This window comes from Nocardioides cavernaquae (assembly GCF_003600895.1).
Taxonomy (GTDB): domain Bacteria; phylum Actinomycetota; class Actinomycetes; order Propionibacteriales; family Nocardioidaceae; genus Nocardioides; species Nocardioides cavernaquae.
In genome coordinates this window covers 1,835,080-1,847,214 of sequence record NZ_QYRP01000002.1, presented here as the reverse complement: position 1 = coordinate 1,847,214, position 12,135 = coordinate 1,835,080, and the positions used below count along the sequence as shown (strand labels likewise).

At 68.2% G+C, this 12,135-nt stretch carries 14 protein-coding genes and 1 tRNA gene; 2 read left to right on the top strand and 13 right to left on the bottom strand.

Going from position 1 to position 12,135, the window contains the following annotated elements; genetic code table 11:
- Positions 1 to 5: 5 nt before the first annotated feature.
- From D4739_RS09040 to D4739_RS09000, 9 genes are all read right to left on the bottom strand, one after another.
- Positions 6 to 974, bottom strand: coding sequence for an ABC transporter ATP-binding protein (locus tag D4739_RS09040; protein ID WP_120060317.1), 969 nt, complete (start codon positions 972 to 974; stop codon positions 6 to 8).
- Between the two features lie 311 nt (positions 975 to 1,285).
- The gene (gene rplL / locus D4739_RS09035) at positions 1,286 to 1,672 is read right to left on the bottom strand and encodes a 50S ribosomal protein L7/L12 (RefSeq protein ID WP_120060316.1); all 387 of its coding nucleotides are present in this window, start codon (positions 1,670 to 1,672) and stop codon (positions 1,286 to 1,288) included.
- 80 nt (positions 1,673 to 1,752) lie between these two features.
- On the bottom strand, positions 1,753 to 2,427 hold the full coding sequence (gene rplJ / locus D4739_RS09030) for a 50S ribosomal protein L10 (protein WP_120060315.1): 675 nt from the start codon (positions 2,425 to 2,427) through the stop codon (positions 1,753 to 1,755).
- A 290-nt stretch (positions 2,428 to 2,717) separates the two neighbouring features.
- Positions 2,718 to 3,551 carry a hypothetical protein gene (locus D4739_RS09025; protein WP_120060314.1) on the bottom strand — a complete coding sequence of 278 codons (834 nt, stop codon included), beginning with the start codon at positions 3,549 to 3,551 and terminating at the stop codon, positions 2,718 to 2,720.
- Between the two features lie 170 nt (positions 3,552 to 3,721).
- Complete coding sequence (rplA, locus tag D4739_RS09020) at positions 3,722 to 4,435, bottom strand: 50S ribosomal protein L1 (protein ID WP_120060313.1); 714 nt, start codon at positions 4,433 to 4,435, stop codon at positions 3,722 to 3,724.
- A 64-nt stretch (positions 4,436 to 4,499) separates the two neighbouring features.
- Positions 4,500 to 4,928, bottom strand: coding sequence for a 50S ribosomal protein L11 (gene rplK / locus D4739_RS09015; protein ID WP_120060312.1), 429 nt, complete (start codon positions 4,926 to 4,928; stop codon positions 4,500 to 4,502).
- A 126-nt stretch (positions 4,929 to 5,054) separates the two neighbouring features.
- A complete protein-coding gene (gene nusG, locus D4739_RS09010) occupies positions 5,055 to 5,903 on the bottom strand; it encodes a transcription termination/antitermination protein NusG (protein WP_120060311.1) in 849 nt (282 codons plus the stop codon).
- Positions 5,904 to 5,971: 68 nt separating this feature from the next.
- On the bottom strand, positions 5,972 to 6,214 hold the full coding sequence (gene secE / locus D4739_RS09005; RefSeq protein ID WP_120060310.1) for a preprotein translocase subunit SecE: 243 nt from the start codon (positions 6,212 to 6,214) through the stop codon (positions 5,972 to 5,974).
- A gap of 39 nt (positions 6,215 to 6,253) precedes the next feature.
- Positions 6,254 to 6,326: transfer RNA gene (locus tag D4739_RS09000), tRNA-Trp, on the bottom strand.
- Between the two features lie 165 nt (positions 6,327 to 6,491).
- Between D4739_RS09000 and D4739_RS08995 the strand changes: the two genes are divergently transcribed.
- Positions 6,492 to 7,772, top strand: coding sequence for an aspartate aminotransferase type Ic (locus D4739_RS08995; RefSeq protein ID WP_238473586.1), 1,281 nt, complete (start codon positions 6,492 to 6,494; stop codon positions 7,770 to 7,772).
- Between the two features lie 207 nt (positions 7,773 to 7,979).
- Positions 7,980 to 8,999, top strand: coding sequence for an adenosine deaminase (locus D4739_RS08990; protein ID WP_120060308.1), 1,020 nt, complete (start codon positions 7,980 to 7,982; stop codon positions 8,997 to 8,999).
- A 6-nt stretch (positions 9,000 to 9,005) separates the two neighbouring features.
- On the opposite strand, the gene D4739_RS17345 is transcribed toward D4739_RS08990, so the two are convergent.
- The 4 genes from D4739_RS17345 to D4739_RS08970 all read right to left on the bottom strand — a co-directional run bounded on the left by D4739_RS17345 (position 9,006) and on the right by D4739_RS08970 (position 12,033).
- Complete coding sequence (locus D4739_RS17345; RefSeq protein ID WP_120060307.1) at positions 9,006 to 9,413, bottom strand: cold-shock protein; 408 nt, start codon at positions 9,411 to 9,413, stop codon at positions 9,006 to 9,008.
- Between the two features lie 64 nt (positions 9,414 to 9,477).
- Positions 9,478 to 10,170, bottom strand: a complete 693-nt coding sequence (locus tag D4739_RS08980) for an HAD family hydrolase (protein WP_120060306.1) — start codon at positions 10,168 to 10,170, stop codon at positions 9,478 to 9,480.
- Positions 10,163 to 11,026, bottom strand: coding sequence for an ABC transporter permease subunit (locus D4739_RS08975; protein ID WP_120060305.1), 864 nt, complete (start codon positions 11,024 to 11,026; stop codon positions 10,163 to 10,165). Before D4739_RS08975 ends, D4739_RS08980 begins: the two co-directional genes overlap by 8 nt.
- Entirely contained in the window at positions 11,023 to 12,033 is a 1,011-nt protein-coding gene (locus tag D4739_RS08970) for an ATP-binding cassette domain-containing protein (protein ID WP_120061821.1), read from the bottom strand. The genes D4739_RS08975 and D4739_RS08970 overlap by 4 nt, the downstream gene beginning before the upstream one ends.
- Positions 12,034 to 12,135 lie beyond the last annotated feature (102 nt).

Sequence of the window (12,135 nt, the reverse complement as noted above, 5' to 3'; positions counted from 1 at the left end):
CCGGGTCAGTCGGAAGACTTGGCGGCGGACGCCGACAGGATCGAGTCAGCGCGGAAGGAACCGGGAGGCGGCGTCACACCGTTGAGCCGGCACCACTCGCCCGGCGGACGCTGCGACTTGCGCGGGATGCCGTTGGACGTCTCCAGCTGCAGCGGGATCGGCGGCAGCGGCGGGAGGTCCATGTCCTTCTCAGCCTCGAGCTCGGTCGCGTCCTTCTCCTCGGACATGCCGATCGGACCCACGGTCTGGGCGTTCAGGAACTGACGCACGACCGGCTCGTCCGACGAGAGCAGCATCTCGCGAGGACCGAACATGGCCAGGTGCTTGTGGTACAGCAGGCCGATCTGGTCCGGAACAACGCGAACACTGTGGATGTCGTGCGTGACGATCATGAACGTCGCGTTGATCTGCGCGTTCAGGTCGACGAAGAGCTGGTTGATGAACGAGGTGCGGACCGGGTCGAGACCGGAGTCAGGCTCGTCGATGAGCAGGATCTCGGGGTCGAGGACCAGCGCACGCGCCAGGCCGGCACGCTTGCGCATACCGCCGGAGATCTCGCCGGGGAGCTTGTACTCGGCGCCGATGAGACCGACGAGGTCCATCTTCTCGAGCACGATCCGCTTGATCTCGGACTCCGACTTCTTGGTGTGCTCACGAAGCGGGAAGGCCACGTTGTCGAAGAGGTTCATCGAGCCGAACATGGCGCCGTCCTGGAACAGCACGCCGAAGAGCTTGCGGATCTCGTAGAGGTCCTTCTCCGAGCAGTTGGCGATGTCGGTGCCCTCGATGATGACCGAGCCCCGGTCAGGCTTCAGCAGACCGATGAGGGTCTTCAGCATGACGGACTTGCCGGTGCCGGACGGGCCGAGCATCACGCAGATCTCGCCGGCGGGCATCGTCAGCGTCACGTCGTTCCAGATCAGCTGCTTGCCGAACGACTTGGTGAGATGCTCGATCTTGATCTCAACACCCATGAGGGACTCCCTTTTCGTACTCGCGTCCTCGATCACCGTGACGGTGGCTCGATCCGCCTACGGAGCACACAACGTGACGGACGCCGCAAAGTTACGGCTTTTCGTGGCCCCCGTCACGTCCAGTGCAACTATCAGTCCACGGAGCGGTCATTGGCAATGGTCAGTCACCACACACCACACCCGCCACATTGTGCCCAACACCAGGTCCTTGCCACGAGCTGCCCTCCGGGACGGCGGTGGCAGGAAATGGACAACGGGGCGACCACCCGAAGGTGATCGCCCCGTTGGCGTGAAGACGTGGTGTCAGAGCGTCACTTGAGGGTGACGGTGGCGCCGGCGCCCTCGAGGGCTTCCTTGGCCTTCTCGGCGGCAGCCTTGTCAGCGCCCTCGAGGATGGCCTTGGGGGCCGCCTCGACCAGGTCCTTGGCCTCCTTGAGACCGAGGTTCGTGATCGCGCGCACCTCCTTGATGACGTTGATCTTCTTGTCGCCAGCGGCCTCGAGGATGACGTCGAAGGAGTCCTTCTCCTCGGCAGCCTCGGCGGCCGGGGCGCCAGCGCCCGCAGCAGCGGCAACAGCAACGGGAGCGGCGGCGGTGACGCCGAAGGTCTCCTCGAACTGCTTCACGAACTCAGAGAGCTCGATGAGGGTCATCTCCTTGAACGCGTCGAGGAGCTCGTCGGTGGTGAGCTTCGCCATGGTGGCGGTTCCTTCCGTATGTGGCCATCCGCTGGTCTGGCGGAGGGCCGGGTTTCAGGTGGTGTGTACGTCGGCCTGGATCAGGCGTCGGTGGGCTCGGCAACCGCGTCGGTCGCCTCCGTGGCGGGAGCCTCGTCGGCCGGAGCCTCGGTGGTCTCGTCAGCGGGGGCAGCCTCGTCGGCAGCCGGTGCTTCCTCAGCGGCGGCCGGCGTACCGGCACCACCTGCGAGGATCGAGGGGTCCTGCTCCGCCGCGGCCTGCAGGGCGCCGGCGAGCCGGGCAGCCTGCGAGAGCGGGGCGTTGAGCAGGTAGACGGCCTGGGACAGCGACGCCAGCATTGCGCCGGCCATCTTGCCCAGGAGCACCTCGCGCGACTCGAGGTCGGCCAGCTTGGCCACCTCTGCCGCGGAGAGGAGCGCGCCGTCGAGGACGCCACCCTTGATAACAAGGGCGGGGTTCGCCTTGGCAAAGTCACGCAGACCCTTGGCCGCCTCGACCACGTCGCCACTGATGAAGGCGATTGCGGTCGGACCGGTCAGCAGGTCGTCGAGACCCTCAATGCCCGCCTCCTTGGCGGCGATGAGGGCCAGCGTGTTCTTGACCACGGCGTAATCAGCGTTCTCGCCGAGTGAGCGCCGCAGTTCCTGCAGCTGCTTCACGGTGAGCCCGCGGTACTCGGTCAGGACGGCGCCGGCAGATGCGTTGAACGTGTCAACGACCTCTGCAACAGCGGCTGCCTTGTCTGGCCGCGCCATGGGTCTCCTTCCGGACTACGTCTGGTGAGACCGTCGCCCGGCCCACGAAAAAACGCCCTGGCGCAGGAGCGCAGGGCGTTGGTGGATCCGGAAGATCCTTGCTCTGACACCTGCGCAGGCCATCCGCTTCGCGGAACCTTCGGCCGAGCTGCTGGGCAGCGCGACAACCGGCGGTCTCTGGTTTCTTCGGAGAACTCTACGGGCGGTGAGCCACACCGCCAAATCGGCCGAGGTACGCCGCCCCCGGCGGGGCGCGGCGTACCTCTGGCGTCACTGCGGACAGGTCCGGTTCAGTTGGCGGGCGATGCGCTCGGCTCCGCCTTGGCGGACGGGCTCGGGCCGAACTTTCCGGGCTTGACCTGGTCGGCCGGCGGAACCGGGATCTCGTAGTCGTCGCCGTAGCCGAAGAACGTGCGGATGCGGGTGAGGCTGGTGGCGCCGAGGCTCGAGGGCTCCACGATCTTCACGATGCGATCCTCCGCGTCGAGCCAGACGTCGTAGACCTGCTGCTGCCCGGCCTCGCCCGGCAGGGGCACACCCTGTGCGTCCAGCACCTGCTCCAGGTCGACAGTGATCCGGTAGTGCACGGCTTCCGAGGACCCGATGTTCTCCGCGCCCACGACCCGGAAGTCCTTCGGCGACGCGAAGATCTCCGCGTCACGCGCGGGGTCTGCCAGCCGATCGAGCGCTGCGATCCACGGCCCGCTGCCATCGGGAACCAGCTTGATCCACGGCTTGGCCCGGGAGGCCGGATCGTTCCAGTACCAGGCACCACTGGCCAGACGGAACTCGCCCTCGGCTCCTTGGGGCTTGTACGTCATGGCGAGGTCGTCGTCGCCGTTCCAGACGGTGACGCCCTCCCAGACAGCCTTGCTCTTCCCATCGATCGTCTCCACCTGGAGGAACTTCCACGAGCCTGCTTCCTCACGCGCCTGGACGATCGCGTCGGCGAACTCGTCGGCCCGGAGCTCGCGGAAGCCGCCTTCGATGCGGGCGCCGCCCGCCTTGTCCGGAGTGGCGGACTTCCCCAGCACGACGGCGAGGACCATGGCCGCGAGGACGCCGAGCGCGGCGAGGACGATCAGCAGGCGGCGGGAAGTGGAGGAGGTCACAGGCGTGGACATGGGGCGTAGTCAAACATGACGGAGGCCACACCCGACGTGCGGGTGTGGCCTCCGGACGATCTCACAGGGAGATCTCAGGTTCAGCTGAAAATCAGATCGGCAGCGCTGACGCGCTGCGGCCCTCAATCGCCTCGGTCACGTCGAGCAAGCTCGCCGGACGCTCGGCTCAATCAGGCCTCGTCCTCGGCCGCGACGTTCTTGGTGCGGTTCGGGTCGACCTGGACGCCGGGGCCCATGGTCGTCGAGACGGTGATCTTCTTGATGTAGCGACCCTTCGACGAGGCGGGCTTCAGACGAAGCACCTCCTCCAGCGCGGCGGCGTAGTTCTCCGCCAGCTGAGCCTCCGAGAAGGAGGCCTTGCCGATGATGAAGTGCAGGTTCGCGTGACGGTCCACGCGGAACTCGATCTTGCCGCCCTTGATGTCGGACACGGCCTTGGCCACGTCCGGCGTCACGGTGCCGGTCTTCGGGTTCGGCATGAGGCCACGGGGGCCGAGCACGCGGGCCACGCGGCCCACCTTGCCCATCATGTCGGGGGTGGCGACTGCGGCGTCGAAGTCGGTCCAGCCGCCGGCCACCTTCTCGATGAGCTCGTCGCCACCGACCAGGTCGGCGCCGGCCGCGCGGGCCTCGTCAGCCTTCTCGCCCACGGCGAACACGAGGACGCGGACGGTCTTGCCCGTGCCGTGCGGCAGGGAGACGGTGCCACGGACCAGCTGGTCGGCCTTGCGCGGGTCGACACCGAGGCGCATGACGACGTCGACGGTCTCGTCGAACTTCTTCTTGGACGCGGTCTTGGCGATCTTGATCGCGGCGAGCGGGGCGAAGATCTCGTTCTTGTCGAACGCCTCGGCCGCTGCGCGGTAGGTCTTGCTGCGCTGCATGATTGTTCCTTCGTTTCTAAGAGGAGATGTGGTCAGCGGGCCAGCGCGGCCCTCCCACAGGGGTTCAGTCGGTGGTGATGCCCATCGAGCGGGCAGTGCCTTCCACGATCTTCATGGCGGCGTCGATGTCGTTCGCGTTCAGGTCGGGGAGCTTCGTCGTCGCGATCTCGCGCACCTGGTCCTTGGTCAGCTTGCCGACCTTCTCCTTGTGCGGGACGCCCGAGCCCTTCTTCAGGCCAGCGGCCTTCTTGATCAGCTCAGCCGCCGGCGGCGTCTTCGTGATGAAGGTGAAGGAGCGGTCCTCGTAGATCGTGATCTCAACGGGGATCACGTTTCCACGCATGGCTTCGGTCTGGGCGTTGTACGCCTTGCAGAAGTCCATGATGTTGACGCCGTGCGGGCCGAGGGCCGTGCCGACGGGCGGGGCCGGGGTCGCGGCGCCAGCCTGCAGCTGCACCTTGACGAGCGCGGCGATCTTCTTCTTGGGAGGCATTGTCTCTTCTCTCTGTCTCGTGGTCCTGTCGAGGCGCCTCACGCCTCTGCCACTTGCGGTGTGCCGGACTCGCAGTGCTTCGCGAACCGGCGCTCAACCAGGTCTTTGGTGCCAGATCCCTGAGGATCAGACCTTCTGGATCTGGTTGAAGCTCAGCTCGACCGGGGTTTCCCGGCCGAAGATCTCGACGAGGGCCTTGACCCTCTGCGACTCAGCGTTGATCTCGGTGATCGTCGCGTGGAGCGTTGCGAACGGGCCGTCGACGACCATGACCGAGTCGGTCACGTCGAAGTCGGCGACCTCGACCGGCTTGCGCGCGGCCGGGGTGGAGCCCGCGGGGGCCGGCGTGCCGGAAGCAGCAGCCTCGGCCTCGGCCGCGGCCACGACGGCGGGAGCCAGCATGTCCTCGACCTCGGTCATGCTCAGCGGCACCGGCTGGTGGCTGTGGCCGACGAAGCCGGTCACCGACGGGGTGTGGCGGACCGCGGCCCACGACTCGTCGGTGAGGTCCATGCGGACCAGGACGTAGCCGGGGAGGACGGTGCGCTTGACCAGCTTGCGCTGGCCGTTCTTGATCTCGGCAACCTCTTCGATGGGGACCACGATCTCGTGGATGTAGTCCTCCATGTTGAGGGAGATGATGCGGTTCTCGAGGTTCGCCTTCACACGGTTCTCCATGCCGGAGTAGGTGTGGATGACGTACCAGTCACCGGGCTTGGCCCACAGGGCCTTGCGGAACTCCTCGAGCGGGTCCAGCGGAGCGTCATCGACCGACGCGTCGTCGTCCAGGACGTCGGCGGCCTCGATCTCCTCGGCAGCCTCGTCGACGGCAACCTCGTCGGCTGCCTCTTCGAGGGCCTCCGCGTGCTCCTCGCCGGCGGCTTCGACGTCGCCAGAAGGGGTCTCGTCGATCGAGGGCTCGACGATCTCGTCAGGCGCTTCGTCGTACTGGTCCGACACGTGGTGCTCCGTCATCTTGTGGATCGATTTCCGGGGCGGGAGGGCCCGCTCCGAAGTGGTCTGCTGGTCTGCTGGAGGTCTGGCTACTTGGCGTCGGGGCCGGCGAAGATCTCGAAGACGAGCTTGCCGAAGCCGAGGTCGAGCAGGGAGACCATCGTCATCATGACCACGACGAACACCAGGACCACGAAGAAGTACGTGATCAGCTGCTCGCGCGTGGGGTAGACGACCTTGCGCAGTTCGGCGATCACCTGGCGGTAGAAAGTGACCGGCCCCGTGCGGACCGGGCGGTCACCCGATCCACGTACGGCGTCGTTGTCCGACACGTCGTTCACCTTCCGCTGACTGCAAAAATGTGCGTCTTGCAGGGCACGAGGGACTTGAACCCCCAACCCTCGGCTTTGGAGGCCGATGCTCTGCCAATTGAGCTAGTGCCCTCTGATGGCTCCCGGACCCAGCATGCCCGGTGGGTGGGCATGACGAATCCTGGTGGGAAACACCAAGCCGGGAGTCTACGGGCAAGGTGGAGGTCGAGTCCAAATGGGCCGTCCAAATGGGCTCTCCTCCCCCGGATCCCGCCCGGGCGTCTGGAACGATGGGCCCGTGACCGAGACCCAGCCCCTCGCCGACCGCAGCCCCGACGAGCTCGCCGCGTTCCTCACCGAGCAGCGCGCGGCGTACGACGCACTGAAGGGCCGCGGCCTCAAGCTGGACCTGACGCGCGGCAAGCCCGCCCCGGCCCAGCTGGACCTGTCAGACGCGCTGCTCGCGCTGCCTGCGTCGTACACCGATGCCAACGGCGTCGACACGCGCAACTACGGCGGCCTCGAGGGCATCAAGGAGATCCGCGAGATGTTCGCGGAGCTGCTCTGGGTCGAGCCCGAGCAGGTCGTCGCCGGCGGCAACGCGTCGCTCGTGATGATGCGCGACGTGCTGACAGACCTCTGGCTGAAGGGCGCGGTCGACGGCGAGCGTCCCTGGTCCCAGGAAGAGAAGGTCACCTTCATCTGCCCGGTGCCCGGCTACGACCGCCACTTCACGCTGCTCGACTGGTTCGGCATCGACACGGTCACCGTGCCGATGAACGACGACGGCCCGGACGCTGAGGCGGTCGCTGCGCTGGTCGCCAGCGACCCGTCGATCAAGGGCATGTGGATCGTCCCCACCTACGCGAACCCGAGTGGCTCGGTCTGCTCGCAGGAGGTCGCGGCGCGCCTGGCCTCCATGCCGACCGCTGCTCCGGACTTCAAGATCTTCTGGGACAACGCCTACGCGTTCCACCACCTCACCGAGGACGAGGCCAAGAGCGCCGACATCCTGACCCTCGCCTCGGCGGCGGGCCACCCGCACCGGCCGATCATGTTCGCCTCCACCTCGAAGATCACCTACGCCGGCGCAGGAGTCGCGTTCCTCGCGGCATCGGTCGAGAACGTGCAGTGGTACCTCAAGCACCTCGGCGCCGGCGCCATCGGTCCGGACAAGGTCAACCAGCTGCGTCACGCCCAGTTCTTCGGCTCGCCCCAGGGCGTGCGCGACCACATGGTCAAGCACCGCGAGATCATCTGGCCGAAGTTCGAGGCCGTGCAGTCCGTCCTTGACTCGCGTCTCGGCGGCCTCGGCGTGGCCGAGTGGACCAAGCCGACCGGCGGCTACTTCGTCAGCCTGGACGTCCTCGACGGCGCCGCGACACGCGTCGTACAGCTGGCGAAGGAGGCCGGCATCGCCCTCACCCCCGCTGGCGCGTCCTTCCCCGGTGGCAACGACCCGCGCGACCGCAACATCCGTCTCGCGCCGACGTTCCCCGAGCTCGACGCCGTCACCGAGGCGATGGACGCCGTCGCGACCTGCGTCCTCCTCGCCGCCGCGGAGCAGCTCACGGCCTGACCCCCTGTTGCGCCGACACGGCGCAACCTTGGCGTCGACGTCGAAAGTCGCGACGTGTCGACGTCGAAGTTGCGACGTGTCGACGTCGAAGTTGCGACGTGTCGACGTTCAAGTTGCGACGTGTCGATGCGGGTTTGTGACCTCAGCGCGGCGTGTCTCCCGGCCTGGCCCTTGTAGGTTCGAGCAACCGATCCAGGAGGGGCCCGCTTGAGCCAGCAACGCCGCGATCTCGCCACGCTGCCCAAGGCCCACCTTCACCTGCACTTCTCCGGGTCGATGCGGCACTCAACGCTGCTCGAGCTCGCCGAGCGTGACGGGATCGCGCTCCCGGACGCGCTGGTCGAGGAGTGGCCGCCGCAGCTGTCAGCCGCGGACGAGAAGGGCTGGTTCCGCTTCCAGCGCCTCTACGACATCGCGCGTTCCGTGCTGCGCACCGAGGACGACGTACGCCGCCTGGTGCGGGAGGCCGCCGAGGACGACGCCCGCGAGGGTGGCCGGTGGCTCGAGATCCAGGTCGACCCGAGCGGGTACGCCGCGAAGTTCGGCGGCATCACCGCGTTCACCGACCTCGTCCTGGACTGCGTCCGCGATGCCTCGGAGAGCGCCGGCATCGGCATGGCGGTCGTCATCGCTGCGAACCGGACCCGCCATCCGATGGACGCCCGCACCCTGGCCCGGCTCGCAGCGCAGTACTCCGGCCGCGGCGTGGTCGGCTTCGGCCTCTCCAACGACGAGCGACGCGGGGTGACGTCGGAGTTCGCGGCGGCGTTCGCCATCGCGGACCGGGCCGGGCTCCTGCTGGCGCCGCATGGCGGAGAGCTCCGCGGCCCCGACAACGTCCGCGCCTGCCTGGACGACCTGCACGCGCAACGCCTGGGCCACGGCGTACGCACCGTCGAGGACCCCGCGCTCCTCGAGCGCGTGGCGGAGGCCGGCATCACCCTCGAGGTCTGCCCGGTCTCGAACGTGGCGCTCGGGGTCTACTCCGACCTGACGTCGGTGCCGGTCCCCCAGTTGCTCGACGGCGGCGCCCAGATCGCACTCGGCGCCGACGACCCGCTGCTCTTCGGCTCCCGGCTCGAGGGGCAGTACGCCACCATGCGCGCGGCGCACGAGCTCAGCGACGCCACCCTCGCCGAGCTGGCGCGGATGTCGCTGAGGGGCTCGCGGGCGCCGTCCGACGTCGTGAGCCAGGGACTCGCGGACATCGACGCCTGGCTGGCGTAGCTCTTTCTAGAGCTCGAGCTCGTCCGCGAGCGCGCGGAGCAGCTTGGCGGTGATCTTCGCGTTGGCAGGCTCGGGGTGGCGTCCGTGACGGTAGCCCTCACCGACGCCGTCGAGCAGGCCGATCAGGTCCTCGACGATCGTGGCGAGGTCATCCGGCTTCTTGCGCTGGGAGTTGCGCTGCGAGGTGCGCTGGTTGCGCGAGACCGAGGCCGGCGCCTCGAGGATGCGGACCTGGAGCGCCTGCTCGCCGCGACGGCCCTGGGCGATGCCGAACTCGACGCGGGCGCCGGGCTTGAGCTCCTTGACACCCTCCGGCAGAGCCTCGGCGTGCACGTAGACATCAGGACCGCTCTCCTGGGACAGGAAACCGAACCCCTTCTCGGCGTCGTACCACTTGACCTTGCCAGTCGGCACTGCGATGACCTCTTCCGTGCTGCTGCGTCGCGGCAGCCGAGTGGCCGCCGCGGGAACCCCAAGCCTAGTTGGACGGAGTGGGCCCAGGCGAACCGGTTTGCCCGGTCGCGGTCGCTGCCAGATGGGCTTCGAGCCAGGCGGGGAACGCCGTCAGGTCATCGAGTACGACGTCGGTGCCGGCGTCCTCCAGCTCCTCCCGGGTGCAGCCGCCGGTGAGCACCGAGACGCTGATGATCCCCGCGGCCCGCGCACCCTCCACGTCGTGGATGTGGTCGCCGACGTAGATCGTCGCCCCTTCCCGGGTGAGGACGTCGGCCTTGCCCACTCCCCACACCCAGCCCTCGAGGTGATCGATGTCGAAGCCGAGGTGGTCGACGTGGAGCTGCGCGTTGGCGGCGTACTTGCCGGTGACCAGGATGACCCGGCCACCTGCCGCGCGCACGGCGCTGATCGCGTCGTGCGCCCCGGGGAACGCGGGAGTGGGCGTGATGGCGTGGTCCGGGTACAGCGCCCGGAAACGATCGCCGGCAGCCTCGATCTCCTGCGGGCCCATGTGCTCGGCCAGCATGTGCTCCAGCGGCGGCCCGAGGCGCGAGGTCATCTCCTCGGTGGGAAACGCGATCCCGAGCTCCACGCCCAACGCCTCGAGGGTCGCGGCGAACCCCGCCACGGTGTCGATCAGCGTCATGTCCAGATCGAAGCCGACGACCAGCCGAGGGCGCGATGCCCCCGGAGCGTCGGAGCCGGCCTCAGGCATCCCGCTTGACGAAGGAGGCCAGGGAACCAGCGGTGAGCAGCGCCACGAACCCGCCGAACACGATGAACCCACCCCACGCGCTCAACGGGTTGCCGAAGAGGTCGAGGTTGTCCTGCAGGCCGAAGCCGCCCGGGGTGTCGCCGAAGTTCTGGATGATCCGGCCGCCGGCGTTGAACGGGAGGAACCGGGTCGCCTCGGAGAACGTGTCGTTGGTGGTGAACCCCGACAGGATCGCGGCGAAACCACGGATCAGGTTCTCGATGCCGAGCGGCCAGAGGAAGAGCAGCACGATGCTGAAGGTCTGGTGCCGGACGAGGACGGTCGCCGCCATGGCCAGCCAGGTCAGCAGGACCGCGTAGACCACGTGGGTGAAGACCGTCAGCAGCATCGCCGTGAGGTCGTAGGAGATGTCGAGGCCCATGAAGACGACGCCGGCGACGAACAGGGACACCAGGCAGCTGATCACCACCAGGGCGCCGACCCAGGCGCCGACGACGACGTACTTGGCAGCGAAGACCGCCGGACGCTGCGGCACCGCGGTCAGCGTCGCGCGGATCATGCCGTGCCGGTACTCGTGGCCCCACGCCAGGACGCCGATGATCGCGGCGACGTAGGCGAGCAGGTAGAACATGCCGTCGACATTGGAGAACTGGGTCATCGCGGCGGCCACGAAGAAGCGGGCCATCTCACCGTCAAGATGCTGACCGTTGAGCTCGTCGCCGCGGATGTTGACCCGGATGACCAGCGAGCCGATCAGCGTGAACCCGATGCCCGCGACCAGGCTGCCGATGCTGAGCCACCAGGTCGACCGGAGGGTGCGCAGCCGGGCCCATTCGTAACGCAGCGCGGCGCTCATGACTGGCCATCCTTCGGGGTCGTCGCCGTCGCCGGCGGGGTGGCTGGCGGGGTGGCTGGCGGGGTGGCTGGCGGGGAGGACTGCGGGCTCTGCGGGCGTGCGTGCGCCTGGAACTCCTCGGACCCGCCGGTGATCTCGAGGAAGGCCTCCTCGAGCGTGGCCTGGTGGACGGAGAGCTCGTGGATGCGGATGCCGTTGTCGAAGGCGAGGTCGCCGATCGCTGGGGCGTCGAGCCCGGTCACGGTCAGCTCGCCCGCAGCCGATGCCTGCACGGAGCCGACGCCCGCGAGCCGGGCACCGATCAGCGAGGCGAGGTCATGGGCCTGCGGCGTGCGGACCAGGACGTGGTTGCGGACGCTGAGCCTGGTGAAGTCCTCGACCGGCCCGTTGGCGATCATGCGCCCGCGGCCGATCACGACCAGCTCGTCGGCCATGAGCGCCATCTCGGAGAGCAGGTGGCTGGAGACGAAGACCGAGCGCCCCTCTGCAGCGAGGCTCTTGAGCAGTGAGCGCAGCCAGTGGATGCCCTGCGGGTCGAGGCCGTTGGCGGGCTCGTCGAGGATCAGGGTGTGCGGGTCGCCGAGCAGCGCAGCGGCCAGCCCGAGCCGCTGGCCCATGCCGAGCGAGAAGGTGCTCGGCTTCTTGCCTGCCACGTCGGCAAGACCGACGAGGCCGAGCACGGCATCAACGCGGGACATCGGGATCTTGTTGGCCGCAGCCAGCATCCGCAGGTGGTTGCGCGCCGTGCGGGTCGGGTGGAACGGCTTCGCCTCGAGGAGGGCGCCCACCTCACGCATCGGCTCGGAGTACGCCGTGAACGGGCGTCCGTCGAACGTGCAGGTGCCCATGCCCCGGTCCAGGGCCAGCATCAACCGCATCGTGGTCGACTTGCCGGCGCCGTTGGGCCCGAGGAATCCGGTCACCGTGCCGGGCCGGACATCAAAGGAGAGGCCCGCCACGGCCTGCTTGCCGCCGTATGCCTTGGCCAGGTCCCTGGCCTCGATCATGGCCACGAGGGCCCCTTTCGTCGCGCGGTTCGGTTCGGTGTCGCCAAGGTGCAGTCTGGCGGGTGCGGACAAGCATGCGTCGCCGAAACTCCCGGGCGAGTA